We start from the raw sequence: 20,416 nt of genomic DNA, 5'->3' as shown, positions 1-20,416 counted from the left end.
CATTGCCTCAGGGCTGGCGTGCCTTCAGGCTGTCGCGGATCTCGCGCAGCAGTACCACGTCCTCGGGCGTGGCGGCCGGCGCCGGCGCCGGTTCGGCGGCGCGCATCTTCATGATGGCGCGCACCATCATGAAGATGATGAAAGCCAGAATGATGAAATTGACCAGAATAGTCAGGAAATTCCCATAGGCAAATACGGGAACGCCGGCTTTCTTAAGCGCGTCGAGCGTGTGCGGCACGCCCGCCGGCGGCTCGGATAGCACCACGAAAAGGTTAGAGAAGTCGAGTTTGCCAATAATGCGGCCCACCACCGGCATGATCAGGTCATTCACCACGGAATCGACAATCTTGCCGAACGCGGCGCCGATAATCACACCGACTGCCAGGTCGACCACATTGCCTCGCATTGCGAAGGCCTTGAACTCCGACATCATCCCCATGCTTTTCTCCCAGTGTTGCTTTCGTTGAACGGTCGTCAGGATAAAAGCCTGCCCCATCACCGCCTGTAACGCAAGCGTACAGGCCACATCGTCCTTTTTGTGGCCGATTATCGTACGTCGCGCAATCACCGTGCGCCTTTCAATGCCACATGTGCCTAAGGTACAATTTACGGTTGACGCAAAATCTAATTTGACATCCCCTGGGGTTTGGAATGAGTGACCAGCAAAACGTGAAGAACGTGGATAAGGGTCGCCGCAATTGGTTGATTGCGACGTCAGTCGCTGGCGGCATCGGAGGCGTGGCGGTAGCGGTTCCGTTCGTCAGTACGTTTGCGCCGTCAGAGAAGGCAAAGGCCGCCGGAGCCCCGGTAGAAGCCGACATCAGTGCCCTGAAATCGGGCGAGATGATGACCGTTGAATGGCGCGGCAAACCAGTCTGGATCCTGAAGCGCACCGAGGAAATGCTCGCGTCGCTGAAGAAAACCGATGCCGAAGTCGCCGACCCCAACTCGGACGTTCCCTTCACCATGAAGACGCCCGAGTACTGCAAGAACGAAACCCGTTCCCGCGCAGAACACAAAGATTTGCTGGTCGTGGTGGGCATCTGCTCCCACCTGGGCTGCTCGCCCTCCGGCCCCTTCGGCTCCGGCTCCAATCCCCAGCTCGGCTCCGATCCCGGTTTCCTCTGTCCCTGCCACGGCTCGACGTTCGACCTCGCTGGCCGCGTGTTCAAGAACAAGCCGGCTCCGCAAAACCTCGACGTACCCCCGTACCAGTTCCTGTCCGACACCAAGATCGTGATCGGCAAGGATGAAAAAGGAGACGCTTGACCATGGCGGCCGAAAAACAAGTAAAGACGACCGGCCTGCTTGGCTGGATCGACGCACGCTTCCCCGCAACCCAACTTTGGGAAGATCATCTTTCCAAGTACTACGCACCGAAGAACTTCAACTTCTGGTACTTCTTCGGCTCGCTCGCCCTGCTGGTGCTGGTCATCCAGATCGTCACCGGCATCTTCCTGGTGATGAACTACAAGCCGGACGGCACGCTCAACGCCGCCGGCATTCCCGTGGCTTACGCCAGCGTGGAGTACATCATGCGCGAGGTGCCCTGGGGCTGGCTGGTGCGCTACATGCACTCCACCGGCGCTTCGGCCTTCTTCGTGGTGGTGTACCTGCATATGTTCCGTGGCCTGCTGTACGGTTCGTACCGCAAGCCGCGTGAGCTGGTCTGGGTCTTCGGCTGCCTGATCTTCCTGTGCCTGATGGCAGAAGCCTTCATGGGCTACCTGCTGCCCTGGGGCCAGATGTCGTACTGGGGTGCCCAGGTGATCGTGAACCTGTTCTCGGCCATCCCCGTGATCGGCGGCGACCTGTCGCTGTTCATCCGCGGCGACTATGTGGTGAGCGACGCGACCCTGAACCGCTTCTTCTCCTTCCACGTCATCGCCGTGCCGCTGGTGCTGCTGGGCCTGGTGGTCGCGCACATCATCGCGCTGCACGAAGTGGGCTCGAACAACCCGGATGGCGTCGAGATCAAGGCCAAGAAGGACGAGAACGGCGTGCCGCTGGACGGCATCCCCTTCCACCCGTACTACTCGGTGCACGACCTGATGGGCGTGGGCGGCTTCCTGATGATCTTCTCCGCGGTGATCTTCTTCTTCCCGGAGATGGGCGGTTACTTCCTGGAGTCGAACAACTTCGTCCCGGCCGATCCGCTCAAGACCCCGCCGCATATCGCGCCGGTCTGGTACTTCACGCCGTTCTACTCGATGCTGCGCGCCACCACCTCGAACTTCCTGCCGATCCTGTGGGTGTTCTTCGCGGTGCTGCTTGGCCTGGTGTTCCTGCGTAGCAAGGACGCCCGCATCAAGGTTGGCGCGCTTGCCATCGCCGTGATCCTGGCCGTGGGCTTCTACTTCATCGACGCCAAGTTCTGGGGCGTGCTGGTGATGGGCGGCTCGGTCGTGATCCTGTTCTTCCTGCCGTGGCTGGACCACTCGCCGGTGAAATCGATCCGCTATCGCCCGTCCTTCCACAAGAGCATTCTTGTCGTGTTCGTGGTGGTGTTCATCGTGCTGGGCTACCTTGGCGTACAGCCGCCGTCGCCGGTGGGTGAAAAGGTGTCGCAGCTGGGAACCCTGCTGTACTTCGCCTTCTTCCTGACCATGCCGCTGTGGAGCCGAGTCGGCCAGTTCAAGCAAGTGCCGGAACGTGTCACGTTCCACCCGCACTGAGCCCGGACTTACCCCGACAAGAGCACAAGGACAAAAGATGAAAAAGCTGCTTTCGATTCTCGCGCTGGCCGGCGCCTGCTTTGCCGCCGCGCCCGCCATGGCCAACGAAGGGGGCTACCCCCTCGAGCCGGCGCCCGTGCAAACCAGCGATCTTTCCTCGCTGCAGCGCGGCGCCAAGCTGTTCGTCAACTACTGCCTGAACTGCCACGGCGCGTCCATGATGCGGTACAACCGCCTCAAGGACATCGGCCTGACCGACGACCAGATCCGCCAGAACCTGCTGTTCTCCGGCGAGAAGGTGGGCGACATGATGACTATCGCCATGCCGCCGAAGGATGCCAAGGCTTTCTTTGGCGCCACGCCGCCGGACCTGTCGGTGATCGCCCGCGCCCGCGGCGACGACTGGCTGTACACCTACCTGCGTACCTTCTACCGTGACGACAACCGCGCCACGGGCTGGAACAACCTGGTGTTCCCGAGCGTCGGCATGCCGCACGTGCTGTGGGAGCTGCAAGGCCAGCGCGCCGCCAAGTTCGTCGAGGTGGAAGAGCACGGCGAGAAGGTGCACAAGTTTGCCGGCTTCGAGCAGCTCACTCCGGGCAAGATGAGCACGCTCGAGTACGACCAGGCCACGAGCGACCTGGTCGGCTTCCTGGACTGGATGGCGGAACCCGCGCAGAACCAGCGCAAGCGCCTGGGCGTCTGGGTGTTGATGTTCCTCGGTGTGTTCACCATCTTCGCCTGGCGCCTGAACGCTTCGTACTGGAAAGACATCAAGTAAAACGCGGTAAAGCCTGGAAGACCCGCGGGTCTGATGGGGGAGAAGGGCTGGGGCGGGTGTTGTGCAGAGCAACCCCGCGCCAGCCCTTTTGCTTTATAGGCTGCAGGCGCAATGCTGGATAAATGTGCGCCAAAGCCGCCTTTAATGCGCGCCGAATGCACTTAAATGTGCTTCAAGCATCTCTAATTTGCTTTCTCTATATCGGTTCTGCCAGAATACCGATCCAGCCAATCGACCCCGCATCAAAGGAATCCAACCATGATGGTGTTGTATTCGGGCACCACCTGCCCGTTCTCCCAACGTTGCCGCCTCGTCCTGTTCGAAAAGGGCATGGATTTCGAGATCCGTGACGTCGACCTGTTCAACAAGCCGGAAGACATTTCGGTCATGAACCCCTACGGCCAGGTGCCCATCCTGGTCGAGCGCGACCTGATCCTGTACGAGTCGAACATCATCAACGAGTACATCGACGAGCGCTTCCCGCACCCGCAGCTGATGCCGGCCGACCCGGTGCAGCGCGCCCGCGCCCGCCTGTTCCTGTTCAACTTCGAAAAGGAACTCTTCACGCACGTCTACGCCCTCGAAAACGAAAAGGGCAAGGCCGCCGAGAAGAACCACGAGCGCGCCCGCTCCGCCATCCGCGACCGTCTGACCCAGCTCGCGCCGATCTTCGTCAAGAACAAGTACATGCTTGGCGAAGAGTTCTCGATGCTCGACGTTGCCATCGCCCCGCTGCTGTGGCGCCTGGACCACTACGGTATCGAACTGTCGAAGAACGCCGCGCCGCTGCTCAAGTACGCCGAACGCATCTTCAGCCGCCCGGCCTACATCGAAGCGCTCACCCCGTCTGAAAAGGTGATGCGCCGCTAAACCGGCTCCGGCCCGAAGCGACAAGCTCGCCTCGGGCCGCCGGACTGCGCCACTGGAAGCACAATGCCTGAAACCTCCACCAAGCCCTACCTGATCCGCGCCATCTACGAGTGGTGCACGGATAACGGCTTCACGCCGTACATCGCCGTCTTCGTCGACGCCAACACCAGCGTGCCGCGCGAGTTCGTCAAGAACAACGAGATCGTGCTTAACGTCAGCTTCGACGCCACCAGCGGCCTGGACATGGGCAACGAGTGGATCGGCTTCAGCGCCCGCTTTGGCGGCATCTCGCGCAAGATCGACGTGCCCATCGAAAACGTGCTCGCCATCTACGCGCGCGAAAACGGCCAGGGCATGGCCTTCCCCGTGGAACGCAGCGTGCCCGAGACCCAGGCAGCAACCGAGCGCGAGAACAACCCGCCGCCCAAGCTGTCCTCGGTGGAAAGCGAGCCGTTGGTCACCGCGGAAGCCAACGAAGACCACAGCGGCGACGACGAACCCACGCCCCCGCCCGTGTCGCGCATTGGCGCCAAGAAACCTTCGCTGAAGGTAGTGAAGTAAGCACAGGAAGGCATCGTCAATTTGCGCCGCATGCAGTAGAATCGCGGTCTGCACCAAACATGCCGGCTTAGCTCATCAGGTAGAGCAGTTGATTTGTAATCATCAGGTGGCGGGTTCGAGTCCTGCAGCCGGCACCAGAATTTAAGAACGGGCTACGCAATTCGCGTAGCCCGTTTTGTTTTTTTGGGCCGGACACCTTTCGCGTTGCCTCGAATACAACGGTTCCTGGGCCCGCCTTGCGCCTGTCATCCAACCCGAATACCTTACCTTGTCGCGAAACCCTGCAAGGTCTACCCACCCCCGCCGACAACCTTACAGAGCCCTGGCTCTCCCGGTTTCGTCACCCCGATCGCAGCAAACCAAAAGGAACACATCCGTGAATCGGAAACTCGCACGCATGGCATGGATGGCCTCGATCGCCTGTCTGTCGGCCTGCGGAGGGGATGGCTCGTCGGCGGAGTCGGATGCTTCCGTCAAGTCCGTGCCGGCGGTGAATGCATCGTCTGCGGCCCTGACGCCGCCGGCGCAAACGCTGGCAGTCTCGCGCTGGGTGCCGACGGCGGCCGATACATGGCAATTGCAGCTGACGGGTACGGTCAACACGAGCTACCCGGCGCAGGTCTTCGACATCGACCTGGTGGATACGCCGCAGGCGACCATCCATGCTCTGAAGGCGCAGGGCAAGCGTGTGGTCTGCTATTTCTCGGCGGGTAGCTCGGAGAACTGGCGGCCGGATTTCAAACAGTTTGCCGCGGCGGATATGGGCAACGCGTTGTCGGGCTGGGCGGGCGAGCGTTGGCTCGATACGCGCTCGGCCAACGTGCGCCAGATCATGCAGGCGCGCATGGATCTGGCGAAGACCAAGGGCTGCGATGGCGTGGACACGGACAACGTGGATGGCTATACCAATCAGCCCGGTTTTCCGCTGACGGAGGCCACGCAGCTGGACTACAACCGCTTCCTGGCGGCGCAGGCACATGCGCGCGGCCTGGCCGTGGGCTTGAAGAATGATGTGGACCAGGTTTCGCAGCTGGCGACTGACTTTGATTTCGCGGTGAACGAGCAGTGCTTCCAATACAACGAGTGCGCGAGCTACAAGCCGTTCACGGCACAGGGCAAGGCGGTATTCAACGTGGAGTACGCGTCGAAATACAAGACCGCATCGACGCGCGCCGCGCTGTGCGCTTCGGCCCAGGCAGCGCACCTTCGTACACTGGTGCTCCCGCTGAACCTGGATGATGCGTTCCGCTACGCTTGCGATTGAGCGGCCACGACGAATAGACGGCGCCGGCCACAGGCCGGCGCCGGTCCCTCCCGGGCGGGGTTCCCCGCCTGAAGCCGTCCCTCCAGCTCACCCGGCTTGTGCCTGCCGCGTATCGCCTCTGTCCTACAGCGCGATTCCAGTCTGCTGACAGCAGCTGCCGGGCGCGCGTCCTATAGTGGACGCAGCAGGGCGCAGCGACGCCTTTAGCAAGCGATCAAGCGTGTTACCGCGGAGAGCCGATCATGCCGGTGCAGCGTCTAACTGTTCTTCTAACTGTCCTGGCGCTTTGCCTGCCGATGGCGGCCGGCCTCACGGCATGCGGCGACACCGCGACCCTGCCAGTGTCCGCCGGTACGGGCTTCAACCCGGCGTTGCCGGCGCCAATCAAGACCTTGCTGCCGACGGTGCGCATTGCGCCCGCCATTGGCTGGGCCGACGGCGCCAAGCCAACGGCAGCGGATGGCCTCGTCGCCGTGGCTTTCGCGGACAAGCTGGACCATCCACGCTGGCTCTACGTACTGCCCAATGGCGACGTGCTGGTCGCCGAGACCAATGCGCCGCCGAAGCCGGAAGATGGCATGGGCATCAGGGGCTGGGTGATGAAGCGGGCGATGAAGCGCGCGGGCGCCGGCGTGCCCAGCGCCAATCGCATCACGCTGCTGCGCGACACCAATGGCTATGGCGTCGCGGACGCGCGCTCCGTATTTCTCAAGGACTTGCATTCGCCTTTCGGCATGGTGCTGGTGGGCAATGATTTCTACGTGGCGGACACCGATGCGGTGCTGCGCTTCCCGTATCAACCGGGGCAGACCGAGATCACCGCGCCCGGCGTGAAGGTGGTGGACCTGCCGGCCGGCGCCTTCAATCACCACTGGACCAAGAACATCATCGCCAGCAAGGACGGCAGCAAGCTCTACGTCACAGTCGGCTCCAACAGCAACGTCGGCGAGAATGGCCTCGACAAGGAAGAGGGGCGGGCCGCCATCTGGGAGGTCGATCCCAAGACCGGCGCGCACCGCGTGTTTGCCAGCGGCCTGCGCAATCCCAACGGCATGGCCTGGGATCCCGACAGTGGCGCGTTATGGACCGCGGTGAACGAGCGCGACGAGATCGGCAGCGATCTCGTGCCGGACTACATCACTTCGGTCAAAGACGGCGCCTTCTACGGCTGGCCCTTCAGCTACTACGGCCAGCATGTAGATGCGCGTGTGAAGCCGCTGCGGCCGGAGATGGTGGCCAAGGCCATTGCGCCCGATTACGCCGTCGGCCCGCATACCGCGTCACTCGGCCTGGCATCGGCGCAAGGCAACGCGCTGCCTTCGCGCTTCAGGAACGGCATGTTCGTCGGCCAGCACGGCTCGTGGAACCGCAATCCGCGCAGCGGCTACAAGGTGATCTTCGTGCCGTTCGCCAACGGCAAGCCGGCCGGCGAGCCGCTCGACGTGCTGACCGGCTTTCTGACGCAGGACGGCGACGCGCAAGGCCGGCCGGTGGGCGTTGCCATCGACAAGCGCGGCGCGTTGCTGGTGGCGGACGATGTTGGCAATGTGGTCTGGCGGGTGGTGGCGAAGTAGCACGGCCGTCCAAGCCGCCGTCACATGATCGCCGGCGGCTTGCCTGCGATCAAGCCAGTTTGTCCAATGCCGCCCGCAGCCGCGCAGAGAAGTGCGATGTCTCGCCATGCGTCATCACCAGCTGGCGTGTGGCGCGCGTCATGGCGACGTAAAGCAGGCGGGCCTCGTCCTCGATGGGTTCTTCTTTCTTGTGCGGCGCGCCGACACCTGGAATGCAGACCAGAGGAAACTCCAGTCCCTTGCTGCTGTGCATGGTCACCACCTTGACGCTGTCCCCACCCGGCGTAAAGCGTTTGGTGATCTGCGGGCATTCGAATGGAACGCCCTTGCGCGCGAGTACGCTGGTGACCTGGCCTGCCGTTTCCCAATGCCGATAGATGATCGCCATCTCCGCCCACGCCGTCCCCGTGCGATTTTCTTCAAGCAGGACCTGCGCAATGCGCTCCGCTTCAGCTTCGATGGTGGGTAGCGCGATCAGTAGCGGTTTTTGTCCGCGCCGGCCCGCCCCGATCGGCTGTACGGTTGGCGCTTCGTCCTCGCCGTTGTCATTCGGCCGTAGCAGGTCGTCGGCGAAGGCGCGCGCCAGCGCCAGGATCTCCTGTGTATTGCGGTAGTTGATCTTCAGGATGGTGGTGCGGCCTTTTGCCTGCACGCCGACGCTGGCGAAGCTGAATTTGCGCTTCTTTGCGCCGCCATAGATGGATTGTGCGTCGTCGTACAGAACGAGCAACGAGTTGCTATCCGGATTGACCATCTGCACGATGAGCTTGAACCATTCCGGCCGGAAGTCGTGACCTTCGTCGATGAGCACCGCATCGTACTGACCACCGGGAATGGCCTTGCGCTCGACACCTTTAATGACCCGCGACACAAAGGACTCGAAGAGTGCGTCGTCGGCCCTGCCCTTGGGCAGATCAATGTTGAATGCCTGCAACTGCCGCGAGCACCAGGCATGGAAGTTGTGCACATGCACTTTGTCTTCAATGCCTTTCTCCGCCATCGTCGCGGATAGCTTGGCCGCCAGCGTCTTGTTGAAGCAGAGCACCAGGATGGGCCGCGTTGCCGCCCTGGCGAGGTATTCGGCCCGGTAGCCGAGTATCAGCGTCTTGCCGGACCCGGCTACACCGTGAATGACGCGATGGCCTTCGCCCAGGCTTCGGGCGAGTTGTTCCTGCTGGAGGTCCATCACCCGGAGGATGTCGGGAATGTCCTGCGGATCGTGTGTGTCTTCCGGGAACAGCGCGCGCTGTTCCGGCATGCGTATCTGCGGGAAAAGATGCCAGCGGATACGGTCGATCTGCGGCAGCGACAGCTTGAACGTGAACTTGACCGGGAACATCTCCCAGAGGCGTTTCTGGAACGCTTCCGGTTCCGCCTCGGGCGCCATCTCATCCTTGCAGATCACCAGGTGCGCGGGCAGTACCTCGCCAAGGTTGGTCTGCTCGAACTGCGCACGCGTGATGTTGGCGAGGACGATGCCTGCGCCATACGGAAAGAATGGCTTGCCCTTGAGCGAACCGGTGGGCCAGACAAGCTGCGGATCCCGCTGCAGCAGGTCCAGCACATAGAACATGAACTGCCGCGCTTGCTCCAGCGGATTCATTTCATGCACCACGCCGCGCTCGGTGATCAAGGCGGCGGTGCGCTGGTCCATGCGCTGGATCGTGCTGAGCTTCCAGTCCTTGACCTCAAGCACCAGCAGGCCCCGGCTAGGGTGGAAGACGATGAAGTCAGGGTGGCGGGTCTTCTCGCCGATGGCGACGTCGTACCAGCACAGATAGTCGTCTTCCAGCTTGGCTTCGAGCCGCTCCGCGAAGCGTCTTTCCCCACCTGTCATGCGCGACGTGACCGAGCCAAGCGCGGGAATCAGCGTTGCCATAGCCTTCTTGTCTTTGTTTGTGGAAAGCTGCGCGCCTTGCTACGTACCGCCGCGGACCCAGTGCGGCCACAAGATGCTGCAGGCATTGATCTGGGCCGATTGTAAATACAATAGAATCGAAAATATAGACTTTCTGCGCGTCTTGGCGTTTTCGGTATTTTGGCGGGGGCGGAAGCGCCGGATTGACGTGCGCGGAATGAGACGGCCGCCAGGCCGCTCGGATCGATCTTCGCCCGGGTCTTCGCCGGCTTGCATCGCCTGGCGACGCAGGCAAAGCCAGCAGGCTGCGCGTGAGGGAGCCTGGCTTAGCCCTGCGCAGGCTCCAGTTCGCGCCACGCCAAAAACAGGCGCGTATCGAACTCCAGCTGGTGGTACGCCGGCTCCATGTATTCGCACAGGCGGTAGAACGCCTTGTTGTGATCGCTTTCCTTCAGGTGAGCGAGCTCGTGCACCACGATCATGCGCAGGAACTCGGGCGGTGCTTCCTTGAACAGCGACGCCACGCGGATTTCCTTCTTGGCCTTGAGCTTGCCGCCTTGCACGCGCGAGATGGCGGTGTGCAGCCCGAGCGCGCGATGGACCACGTCGATCTTGGCGTCGAACGCGACTTTATGGATCGGCGGCGCGGTGCGCAGGAATTCCTGCTTCAGCTCGGCGGTGAAGTCGTACAGCGCGCGGTCGGTCTGTACGGTGTGCCGCGCGGGATATTTCTTCGCCAGGTGCTCGCCCAGGCGATTGGCGGCCACCATCTGGCGCACCTGGTCGAGCACGCCGTCGGGATATGCGGCGAGAAAGCGCAGCGGATCCTTCACGCCGGGGCGCCACGTCTCGCTGGTGGGCGCGGGGGTGCTACGGGTGCTCAATGGTGATGGTGGTGATGGTGGGCCCAGCTGCCGTCGACCGAGCTGACGAAGGACTCCACGGCGTCCTTGTCGCCGGTGGCGTGGCGCACCATTTCACCGCACTTGCAAAAGCCCTGGTACGGCGTGATGTGCGAGCAGGCGGACACCTTCTGCAGGAATAGCGTGACTGGCTTGGTGCACTTCTTGCACTTGAAGGTGAGGGTGCGGGCGGGTTTGCTCATGGGATCGGGCTTGGAGGCGGAGTGGTTCGAATGCGACATTGCCGGGCGCGCGGGCTCACGGCAGGATAACTTCGCATTTTAGCCTGCCATGGCCCCACGCGTCCTGGCTGCCGCCATGCGGCTATTCCGGCTATTCCTTCACCGCGCCCGTCATGCCCGACACGTAGTACTCCACAAAGAACGAGTACACCAGCGCCACCGGCAGCGAACCCAGCAAGGCACCCGCCATCAGCGCGCCCCAGTGGTAGACGTCGCCTTCGATCAGTTCGGTGACGATTCCCACCGGCACCGTCTTCACCTCCGACGAGGAGATGAAGGTCAGCGCGTAGATGAACTCGTTCCACGAGAGCGTGAAGGCAAAGATGCCGGCCGAGATCAGCCCCGGCACGGCCAGCGGCAGGATGATCTTGACCAGGATCTCCCAGCGCGTGGCGCCGTCGATCAGCGCGCATTCTTCCAGCTCGTAGGGAATGGAGCGGAAGTAGCCCATCAGCAGCCAGGTGCAGAACGGGATCAGGAAGGTGGGGTAGGTGAGGATCAGCGCCCAGCGCGTATCGAACAGGCCGAGCTGGAACACGATCGATGCCAGCGGGATGAACAGGATCGAGGGCGGGATCAGGTAGGCCAGGAAGATGGCCAGGCCTACCTGTTTCGCGCCCTGGAAGCGCAGCCGCTCGATGGCATACGCGGCCAGCACGCTGGCGGCCAGCGAGGCAAAGGTGGAGATCGTGGAGACGATCACGGTATTGAGCAGCCACTCCGGGTAGGGGGTGTCGAACAGCAGCTTCTTGAAGTGGGCGAGCGTGGGCGCCATCACCCAGAACGGGTTGGCGCTGCGCATCAGGAGTTCGCCGTCCGGCTTGAAGGCAGTGATCGCCATCCAGTAGAAGGGGAACAGCAGCACGAAGACGAAGATGCCTAGCGGGATGTAGATGGTCACCCAGCGCCGCGGCATCGATTGCAGGTAGTCCATCCCCTGCGCGGTGTCTTGCTGCTCCGCTGCGGCCGTCGCTTTCATTTGTCGCCTCCCTGTTGCCAGCCGCGCCGCTGCAGGCCGAAGTATGAGAACAGGATGGCGGCCAGAAGGAAGGGCACCATCATCGTGGCGATCGCCGCGCCTTCGCCCAGCGAGCCGCCGGGAATCGCGCGCTGGAACGACAGCGTGGCCATCAGGTGCGTGGCGTTGAGCGGGCCGCCGCGCGTGAGCACATAGATCAGCTGGAAGTCGGTGAACGTGAACAGCACCGAGAAGGTCATCACCACCGCGATGATCGGCGTCAGCAGCGGCAGCGTGACATAGCGGAACTGCTGCCATGGCGTCACGCCGTCGATGGATGCGGCCTCGTACAACGTGGGCGAGATCGTCTGCAAGCCAGCCAGCAGCGAGATGGCGACAAAGGGAATGCCGCGCCAGACATTGGCCGCGATGGTAGACAAGCGCGCCAGCCATGGGTCGCCCAGGAAGTCGATATAGCGATCGATCAGCCCTAGCTTGACCAGCGTCCAGCTGATGATGGAGAACTGCGCGTCGTAGATCCACCAGAATGCCAGTGCCGACAGCGCGGTCGGCACGATCCATGGCAGCAGCACAATGGCGCGGAAGAAGGATTTGAACGGCAGGTTCTTGTTGAGCAGCAGCGCCAGCCACAGGCCCAGCGCGAATTTCACCACGCTGGCCACCACGGTGTAGAAGATCGTATTGAACAGTGCCAGCTGCGTCAGCGAGTCGCCCGCCAGGTAGCTGTAGTTGGACAGCCCGATCCATTCGCCGGTGCCGCCGATCTTGGTGTTGGTGAAGCCGAGCCATACGCCGAGGCCGAGCGGGTACGTCAGGAAAACCAGCAGCAAGAGCGCGGTGGGCAGCATGAACAGCAGCCCCAGCGCATGGCGGTTGTTCAACAGGCGGGAAATCATGGTTCACCTCGCATGGCGCACCTCGCAGGGTTCGGCTCGGCGGGCGCGGCGGTGCCGCCGCGCCCTCATCTCGCTTCAGGCGTTGGCCATTAGTTGGCCATTAGTTGGCCATTAATTGGCCACTACGTCTTGTAGTACCGCTGCGCCCGCTCCGCCGCGCGCGCCGCCGCTTCCTTCGGTGTCTTGGAGCCGCTGGCCGCTTCGGCCACCATGTCGACCACGATGTAGTCCGCCATGGCCGCGGCGGAGGCCGTGCCCAGYGGCCCGGCGTGGCCGTTGTCGAGCATCAGCGCGGCGGAGTCGCGATACACGGTGTGCTTGGGGTCGGCCGTCCAGATCGGGTTGGCCTCATAGGCCTTGAGCGGCTGGCTGACGTAACCGATGGCGGCTTCCATCCACGGGTTGTACTGCTCCGGCTCCATCATGAACTGCAGGTAGGCCTTGGCCGCATTCGGGAACTTGGAATACCTGAACAGCATCATCTGCGTGATCTGCATCAGCTCGGTGGGCCTGCCGGGCGTGCCGATGGGGAAGTGCGCGTGCTGGATGTCGCGCGCCATTTCCTGCAGCTTGGGCTCCTTCGAATTCTTGGCCGCGTAGTAGACCGAGATGCCGTTGGCAGTCAGGCTGATCTGGCCGTCGAGGAAGGCCTTGTTGTTGGACGGGTCCTGCCACGACAGCGTGCCGGGCACGAAGGTGGCGTAGAGCTGTTTGGCATATTCCAGCGCGGCCCACGTCTCGGGCGAGTTGACCACCACCTTGCCCTTGGTGTCGACCAGCATGCCGCCGTGCGACCACAGCAGCCAGTGTGCCCAGTTGTTGCCGTCGCCCACGGCCTTGCCGAGCGCGAATCCGCAGGGCGTGTTCTTGGCCTTGAGGCCCTGGCACAGCTTGAGGAAGCCGGCAAGGTCCTTGGGGATGGTGTCGAAGCCAGCGGCTTTGACGTGGCTTTCGCGATAGACCAGCGCATTGCCGACCACGCCCAGCGGCAGGCCGATCCACTTGCCGTTGTGCGTGCCGTACTTGCGGCACACGTCGTACCAGCCGCCGTATTTGCTGCCCAGGTAGGTGGCCAGGTCGGTCAGGTCGACCAGCTTGTCGGGGTACTGCTGCGGGTCATCGAACCAGCCAACGATGACGTCCGGCCCGCTGCCGACGCTGGCCGCGACGGCGGCCTTGGGCCGCACGTCTTCCCAGCCTTCGTTGTCGACGCGTACCTCGACGCCGGTCAGCTCGGTGAACTTCTTCGTGTTGGCGTTCCACAGGTCCTCGTCGCCCTGCACGAAACGCTTCCAGCGCAGCACGCGCAGCTTGGCGCCGGCCTCCGGCTTGTACTGCAGTGCAGCCGGCGCGGCGAAGGCATGGCCGCCGATCGCCGTGGTGGCGGCAACGGCCGCCGTGGACACCAGGAAATCGCGTCTCGTGAAGTTGCTCGGTGTGCTCATCGCTTTGTCTCCTCCGTGGTCAGGGGCTCCGCCCCGTGCTGGTCATGCCTGCTTCCCGGATCGTCCGCCGGTGCCGCCGGGCCGCGCTGCAATAGCGTCTGGCCCGAGTCGGCATCGAACAGATGCGTGTGCTGGTGGTCGGGCACCAGGTTCAGGATGTCGCCCGCGGCGAAGTCATGGCGCTCGCGGAAGATCGAGATGAACTCCGCCTCGCAGAAGCGGGAATAGATCTCGGTGTTGGCGCCGGTGGGCTCGACCACTGACACGCGCGTTTGCAGGCCCTGGCCCGGCGTGCCCAGGATCAGGTGCTCGGGCCGCACGCCGTAGATCACGCGCTGGCCGTCGGTGCCGGCAGCGGCATCGAAGCGCGCAGGCGCCGGCAGGCGCGTGCCATCTGGAAACTCGACTGCGGGATCGCCGCCGCTGCGGCGCAGCACGCCGGGCAGGAAGTTCATCGCCGGGGAGCCGATAAAGCCAGCCACGAAGAGGTTGTCGGGATGGTCGTAAAGCTCCAGCGGCTTGCCGCGCTGCTCCACGCGGCCGTCGCGCATCACCACGATCAGGTCGCCCATGGTCATGGCCTCGATCTGGTCGTGCGTGACATAGACCGAGGTGGTGCGCAGGCGCTGGTGCAGTTCCTTGATCTCCGCGCGCATCTGCACGCGCAGCTTGGCGTCCAGGTTGGAGAGCGGCTCGTCGAACAGGAACACCTGCGGATCGCGCACGATGGCGCGGCCCATGGCCACGCGCTGGCGCTGGCCGCCCGAGAGCTGGCGCGGGTAGCGTTCCAGCAAACTGTCCAGGCCGAGGATGGCGGATGCCTTGGCCACTTTGCGCCGGATCTCGTCCTTGTCGCCCTTGGCGAGCTTGAGCGAGAAGGCCATGTTGTCGTAGACCGTCATATGCGGGTATAGCGCATAGTTCTGGAACACCATGGCGATATCGCGCTCCTTTGGCGGCAGGCGGTTGACCACGCGGTTACCGATGGCGATCTCGCCGGTGGTGATCTCCTCCAGTCCGGCGATCATGCGCAGCAGCGTGGACTTGCCGCAGCCCGATGGCCCCACCAGCACGGTGAACTGGCCATCGGCAATATCGATGTCCACGCCGCGGATGACCTGCGTGCTGCCGAAGTATTTCTGGATGCCGCGAATCTGGACCGATGCCATGCGTGGTGTCTCCGTGAGCCGCTTATGCCCGTTCGTGCCGGGGGCGGCAGTTCGTCGCGATTGGATTGCCGTAGTGATTCGTGGGTCGGCAGCGTGTCTCAGTGGTTGTCCTTGGGCACCGCGGCGCCGCTCTTGCCCACCAGGAAATCCATGTCGGCGCCCAGGTTGGCCTGCTGCACATGCTCGACATACAGGCGCGTCCAGCCGCGTTCCATCGGCAGCGCGGGCGCCTGCCACGCGGCGCGGCGGCGCTGCAGCTCCGCCTCATCGACATGCAGGTGCAGCTTGCGCGCGGCCACGTCGAGCTCCACCATGTCGCCGTCCTTCACCAGTGCCAGCGGGCCGCCGGCCGCTGCCTCGGGCGCCACATGCAACACCACCGTGCCGTAGGCCGTGCCGCTCATGCGTGCATCCGATACACGGACCATGTCGGTGATGCCCTTGCGCAGCACCTTGGGCGGCAGCGGCATATTGCCGGCTTCGGCCATGCCGGGGTAGCCGCGCGGGCCGCAGTTCTTCAGCACCAGCACGCAGGTCTCGTCGACGTCGAGCGATTCATCGTCGAGCCGCTTGTGCATGTGCTCGCTGTTCTCGAATACCACGGCGCGGCCGGTGTGCTTGAGCAGTGCCGGCGTGGCGGCCGACGGCTTGATCACCGCGCCATCGGGGCACAGGTTGCCGCGCAGCACAGCGATGCCGGCGTTGGCCTTGAAGGGCGCGCCGAAGGCGTGGATGACTTCGCGGTTCCAGTTGGGCGCGTCCTTGCAGTTGTCCCACAACGTCTTGCCGTTGACGGTGAGCGTGTCGCGCGCAAGCACCGATTCCAGCTCGCGGATCACCGCGGGCAGGCCGCCCGCGTAGTAGAAGTCTTCCATCAGGTGGCGCCCGGATGGCTGCAGGTCGAGCAGGCACGGCAGCTCGTGGCCCAGCGCATCCCAGTCTTGCAGCTTGAGCTCGACGCCGATGCGCCCGGCGATGGCCAGCAGGTGGATCACGGCATTGGTCGAGCCGCCGATGGCCGCGTTGACGCGGATGGCGTTCTCGAACGCATCGCGGGTCAGGATCTTCGACATCACCAAGTTGTCCTTCACCATCTCCACGATGCGGCGCCCCGACGCGCGTGCCAGCACATTGCGGCGGCCATCCACGGCGGGAATCGCCGCGTTGCCGGGCAAGCTCATGCCCAGCGCTTCCACCATGCTGGCCATGGTCGACGCGGTGCCCATCGTCATGCAGTGGCCGTGCGAGCGGTGCATGCAGCTCTCGGCCTCGAAGAAGTCCTCCTGCGACATCTGGCCGGCCCGCACTTCCTCCGACATCTTCCACACATCGGTGCCGGAGCCCAGTTCGCCGCCGCGGAACTTGCCGCTCAGCATGGGGCCGCCGGAGACGCCGATGGTGGGCAGGTCGCACGAGGCCGCGCCCATCATCAGCGCGGGCGTGGTCTTGTCGCAGCCCATCAGCAGCACCACGCCATCGATCGGGTTGCCGCGAATCGATTCTTCCACGTCCATGCTGGCCAGGTTCCGGAACAGCATGGCGGTGGGGCGCAGCATGGTCTCGCCCAGCGACATCACCGGGAATTCAAGCGGGAAGCCGCCGGCTTCCCACACGCCGATCTTGACCTGTTCGGCCAGTGTGCGGAAATGCGAGTTGCAGGGTGTGAGTTCGGAGTAGGTGTTGCAGATGCCGATGACCGGACGGCCATCGAACTGGTCGTGAGGAATGCCGCGGTTCTTGAGCCACGAGCGATAGATGAAGCCATCGCGGTCGAGGCGGCCAAACCAGGCCTGGCTGCGACGCGTGAGGGGCGTCGGCTTGTCGTCGTTCACTCGGGTCTCCTGCGTCATTGCGGGGGCCGCGTAGCGACGGCTGGCGCGTAAGCGCTACGTGTGCTGATGCCCGCTTTCTTGTGCGCTGCAGATACGGATGCCCACGACCGATTGCACTGCCTTGCCGCATGCATGCCGAGTGAGCGGAGTCTAGTTCACGAGTCCGGACAGGTAAACTGGTATTACCAATTAGTGGTCTTTACCGATGCCGCCGGGCATGCTGCAGCGCGCGATGAATCCGCCTGGACATTCGCTGGCGCGCTGCCTAGACTCCAGCCGGCTGGACAAATGGTCAATCCAATTTCGCCAGACGCTCGCTCGGGCTGCACATGCCTATCCATTCGATCGAACCGCAACGCCTGTACCGCCAGATCAGCGCACAGTTGCGCACGCTGATCCAGGCCGGCGAATTTCCGGCGGGCTCGCGCCTGCCAGCGGAGCGGGATTTGTCGGTGCAGCTCGGCGTGAGCCGCCCATCGCTGCGCGAGGCGTTGATCGCGCTCGAGGTTGAGGGCTATATCGAAGTGCGCATGGGCTCCGGCATCTATGTGTGCGAGCCGCCGTCATCCGTCGACGCGGGCTTCGACCTGTCCGGCGAGGAAGGGCCGCTCGAGCTGATCCGCGCACGAGCCCTGGTGGAAGGCGAGGTCGCCGCGCTGGCGGCCCGGAGCGGGCGCAAGGCCCAGTTCGATGCGATCGAGGAGGCCATCGCGCAGATGGCCGCCGAAGCCGCCGCCGGCATCAAGCCGCTCGATGCGGACCGCTTGTTCCATGTGCGGGTGGCGCAAGCCACCGGCAACAGCGTGCTGGTGGGCGTGGTGCGCCGGCTCTTCGACTTGCGCCTCGGGCCGCTGTTCGATCAGCTGAACAGCCACTTCGAGACGCCGGAGGTCTGGGCCCAGGCCATCGCCGAGCATCGCGAAGTCCTGGCGGCACTGCGCCGCAAGGATCCGGAGCTGGCGCGCGTGGTCATGCAGCGGCATACGGACATCGCTTACCGCCGCCTGACCTCCAGCCTGACCCGTGCGCGCAAGCGCGCAGCCGTCACGCCGGGCGCCGTGCCACGCGCCAGGAAGGCGTGCTGACGGGCCTTGTGCTGACCGGCTTTGCTACACTTGGCCGATTCCCCCCAATTTCACCCGGATCCGCATGGCACAGTACGTTTTCACCATGAACCGCGTGGGCAAGATCGTCCCGCCCAAGCGTCACATTCTCAAGGACATTTCCCTGTCCTTCTTCCCGGGCGCCAAGATCGGCGTGCTGGGCCTGAACGGCTCGGGCAAGTCGACCGTCCTGAAGATCATGGCGGGCCTCGACAAGGAAATCGAGGGCGAAGCCACGCCCATGCCCAACCTGAACATTGGCTACCTGCCGCAGGAGCCGCAGCTCGATCCCGAGCAAACCGTGCGCGAGTCGGTGGAAGCCGCGCTGGGCGGCGTGTTCGAAGCCCGCAAGAAGCTCGACGAGATCTATGCGGCCTATGCCGAGCCGGACGCGGATTTCGACGCGCTGGCCGCGGAGCAGGCCAAGTACGAAGCCATCCTGGCGGCCAGCGACGGCAACAACGCCGAGCTGCAGCTGGAGATCGCGGCTGATGCGCTGCGCCTGCCGGCCTGGGACGCCAAGGTGGGCAACCTGTCGGGTGGCGAGAAGCGCCGCGTGGCACTGTGCCGCCTGCTGCTGTCGCGCCCCGACATGCTGCTGCTCGACGAACCCACCAACCACCTGGATGCGGAATCGGTGGAATGGCTGGAGCAGTTCCTCACGCGCTTCCCCGGCACCGTGGTGGCGGTGACCCACGATCGCTACTTCCTCGACAACGCGGCCGAGTGGATCCTGGAACTGGACCGTGGCCACGGCATTCCCTGGAAGGGCAACTACAGCTCCTGGCTGGATCAGAAAGAAGCCCGCCTGAAGCAGGAAGAGTCGAGCGAGTCGGCCCGCCAGAAGGCGTTGCACAAGGAACTGGAATGGGTGCGGCAGAACCCCAAGGGGCGTCAGGCCAAGTCCAAGGCACGTCTCGCGCGCTTTGACGAACTGAATAGCCAGGAATACCAGAAGCGCAACGAAACCCAGGAAATCTTCATCCCCGCGGGTGAGCGCCTGGGCAACGAGGTGATCGAGTTCAACGGCGTGAGCAAGGCCTATGGCGACCGCCTGCTGATCGACGACCTCAGCTTCAAGGTGCCGCCCGGCGCCATCGTCGGCATCATAGGCCCCAACGGCGCCGGCAAGTCGACCTTCTTCCGCATGCTCACCGGCAAGGAACAGCCGGACAGCGGCGAGATCAAGGTCGGCCCGACCGTGAAGATGGCCTACGTGGACCAGAGCCGCGATGCGCTCGACGGCAGCAAGACCGTGTTCGAAGAGATCTCCGGCGGCGCCGACGTGCTGACGGTCGGCCGCTACGAAACGCCGTCGCGTGCTTACATCGGCCGCTTCAACTTCAAGGGCTCGGACCAGCAGAAGCACGTGGGCACGCTCTCGGGCGGCGAGCGCGGACGCCTGCACCTGGCCAAGACGTTGATCTCCGGCGGCAATGTGCTGCTGCTCGATGAACCGTCCAATGACCTCGACGTGGAAACGCTGCGCGCGCTGGAAGACGCGCTGCTGGAGTTCGCCGGTTGCGTGATGGTGATCTCCCACGATCGCTGGTTCCTGGACCGGATCGCCACCCACATCCTGGCCTTCGAAGGCGAGTCGCATGTGGAATTCTTCCCCGGCAATTACCAGGAATATGAGGCGGACAAGAAGCGGCGCCTGGGTGAGGAGGGGGCTAAGCCTAAGCGGATTCGCTATAAGCCTATTGTTCGGTAAGGGGAGAGAGGGGGCGGTTGTGGTCTTTGAACTGCAACTGCAACTTCAGCTGCAACTGCTTAACGTCAAGGGCAACTGCAGTTTCACCTCCCCTTCGGGGCGGCGACCTACTTTCTTGTCTCGCCAAGAAAGTAGGCAAAGAAGCGACCCGGATGGGGCGAAAGCCTCCTCGTCGGAAGACAAAAAGAGCGGCCGGGGGCCAAACTCACATCGCCTTAAGGCGATGCTCAAACATGGCCCCCTCGTTTCCGCTCCTTTTGCCTTCCGACGAGGCGCCCCATAACGGGAGATGAAAACCCAGACGGCTCGCTGCGCATCGCGGGTGGGTGATTGCCGCCTGGGGGCGGCAATCACGGCTACACCAAATCGTGTTTTGACCCCCACTGGTTTTGATCCCCACTGGGTCGGCCGTGTTTCCCGCCTAGGGGCGGGAAACACCTCAGCGCGATGCGAAGCGAGCCGTGAAGGTGTGCCAAGGCCGTATGGGGCGCCTCGGGATTTCACGAAAAGAGCGGAAAAGAGGGACCCATGTCTGAGTATCGCCTTAAGGC

General features: G+C 63.6%; 18 protein-coding genes and 1 tRNA gene. 10 read left to right on the top strand and 9 right to left on the bottom strand.

The features are described from left to right. Positions 1-7: 7 nt before the first annotated feature. On the bottom strand, positions 8-439 hold the full coding sequence (mscL, locus tag AB4061_RS22930) for a large conductance mechanosensitive channel protein MscL (protein ID WP_441637936.1): 432 nt from the start codon (positions 437-439) through the stop codon (positions 8-10). Between the two features lie 212 nt (positions 440-651). Between mscL and petA the strand changes: the two genes are divergently transcribed. From petA to AB4061_RS22890, 8 genes are all read left to right on the top strand, one after another. Then, positions 652-1,269, top strand: a complete 618-nt coding sequence (gene petA, locus AB4061_RS22925) for a ubiquinol-cytochrome c reductase iron-sulfur subunit (RefSeq protein WP_267604528.1) — start codon at positions 652-654, stop codon at positions 1,267-1,269. 2 nt (positions 1,270-1,271) lie between these two features. Next, entirely contained in the window at positions 1,272-2,675 is a 1,404-nt protein-coding gene (locus AB4061_RS22920; RefSeq protein WP_441637817.1) for a cytochrome b, read from the top strand. Positions 2,676-2,712: 37 nt separating this feature from the next. Continuing rightward, positions 2,713-3,456, top strand: a complete 744-nt coding sequence (locus AB4061_RS22915; protein WP_441637815.1) for a cytochrome c1 — start codon at positions 2,713-2,715, stop codon at positions 3,454-3,456. Between the two features lie 258 nt (positions 3,457-3,714). Continuing rightward, entirely contained in the window at positions 3,715-4,326 is a 612-nt protein-coding gene (locus AB4061_RS22910; RefSeq protein ID WP_006159674.1) for a glutathione S-transferase N-terminal domain-containing protein, read from the top strand. A gap of 63 nt (positions 4,327-4,389) precedes the next feature. Further along, positions 4,390-4,887, top strand: coding sequence for a ClpXP protease specificity-enhancing factor (locus AB4061_RS22905; RefSeq protein ID WP_441637812.1), 498 nt, complete (start codon positions 4,390-4,392; stop codon positions 4,885-4,887). Between the two features lie 61 nt (positions 4,888-4,948). After that, a tRNA-Thr gene (locus tag AB4061_RS22900) sits at positions 4,949-5,024 on the top strand. Positions 5,025-5,293: 269 nt separating this feature from the next. Next, positions 5,294-6,151, top strand: coding sequence for an endo alpha-1,4 polygalactosaminidase (locus AB4061_RS22895; RefSeq protein WP_441637934.1), 858 nt, complete (start codon positions 5,294-5,296; stop codon positions 6,149-6,151). Positions 6,152-6,393: 242 nt separating this feature from the next. Further along, positions 6,394-7,725 (top strand): PQQ-dependent sugar dehydrogenase, encoded by a 1,332-nt coding sequence (locus AB4061_RS22890; RefSeq protein WP_441637810.1) that lies wholly within the window; start codon positions 6,394-6,396, stop codon positions 7,723-7,725. A gap of 49 nt (positions 7,726-7,774) precedes the next feature. Here AB4061_RS22890 and AB4061_RS22885 read toward each other — a convergent pair whose 3' ends face one another. From AB4061_RS22885 to AB4061_RS22850, 8 genes are all read right to left on the bottom strand, one after another. Beyond that, a complete protein-coding gene (locus tag AB4061_RS22885) occupies positions 7,775-9,604 on the bottom strand; it encodes a DEAD/DEAH box helicase (protein ID WP_441637808.1) in 1,830 nt (609 codons plus the stop codon). 305 nt (positions 9,605-9,909) lie between these two features. Further along, positions 9,910-10,404 (bottom strand): M48 metallopeptidase family protein, encoded by a 495-nt coding sequence (locus AB4061_RS22880; RefSeq protein ID WP_043352367.1) that lies wholly within the window; start codon positions 10,402-10,404, stop codon positions 9,910-9,912. Between the two features lie 59 nt (positions 10,405-10,463). After that, the gene (locus AB4061_RS22875) at positions 10,464-10,688 is read right to left on the bottom strand and encodes a hypothetical protein (RefSeq protein ID WP_043350086.1); all 225 of its coding nucleotides are present in this window, start codon (positions 10,686-10,688) and stop codon (positions 10,464-10,466) included. A gap of 130 nt (positions 10,689-10,818) precedes the next feature. After that, positions 10,819-11,706 carry a carbohydrate ABC transporter permease gene (locus AB4061_RS22870; protein ID WP_441637806.1) on the bottom strand — a complete coding sequence of 296 codons (888 nt, stop codon included), beginning with the start codon at positions 11,704-11,706 and terminating at the stop codon, positions 10,819-10,821. Beyond that, entirely contained in the window at positions 11,703-12,602 is a 900-nt protein-coding gene (locus AB4061_RS22865; RefSeq protein WP_441637804.1) for a carbohydrate ABC transporter permease, read from the bottom strand. The genes AB4061_RS22870 and AB4061_RS22865 overlap by 4 nt, the downstream gene beginning before the upstream one ends. A gap of 122 nt (positions 12,603-12,724) precedes the next feature. Further along, complete coding sequence (locus tag AB4061_RS22860) at positions 12,725-14,047, bottom strand: ABC transporter substrate-binding protein (RefSeq protein ID WP_441637802.1); 1,323 nt, start codon at positions 14,045-14,047, stop codon at positions 12,725-12,727. Beyond that, positions 14,044-15,216: an ABC transporter ATP-binding protein gene (locus AB4061_RS22855; RefSeq protein WP_441637800.1), complete on the bottom strand. Its 1,173-nt coding sequence runs from the start codon at positions 15,214-15,216 to the stop codon at positions 14,044-14,046. The genes AB4061_RS22860 and AB4061_RS22855 overlap by 4 nt, the downstream gene beginning before the upstream one ends. Before the next feature lie 98 nt (positions 15,217-15,314). Then, complete coding sequence (locus tag AB4061_RS22850) at positions 15,315-17,048, bottom strand: IlvD/Edd family dehydratase (protein ID WP_441637798.1); 1,734 nt, start codon at positions 17,046-17,048, stop codon at positions 15,315-15,317. 329 nt (positions 17,049-17,377) lie between these two features. Between AB4061_RS22850 and AB4061_RS22845 the strand changes: the two genes are divergently transcribed. After that, positions 17,378-18,133, top strand: a complete 756-nt coding sequence (locus AB4061_RS22845; protein ID WP_441637796.1) for a FadR/GntR family transcriptional regulator — start codon at positions 17,378-17,380, stop codon at positions 18,131-18,133. Positions 18,134-18,197: 64 nt separating this feature from the next. Then, the gene (gene ettA / locus AB4061_RS22840) at positions 18,198-19,865 is read left to right on the top strand and encodes an energy-dependent translational throttle protein EttA (protein ID WP_441637794.1); all 1,668 of its coding nucleotides are present in this window, start codon (positions 18,198-18,200) and stop codon (positions 19,863-19,865) included. Positions 19,866-20,416: the final 551 nt, after the last annotated feature.

This window comes from Cupriavidus sp. YAF13 (genome assembly GCF_052113425.1).
Taxonomy (GTDB): domain Bacteria; phylum Pseudomonadota; class Gammaproteobacteria; order Burkholderiales; family Burkholderiaceae; genus Cupriavidus.
Note: the sequence above shows the minus strand (reverse complement) of the source record. Positions and strands in the feature narration are given on the sequence as shown.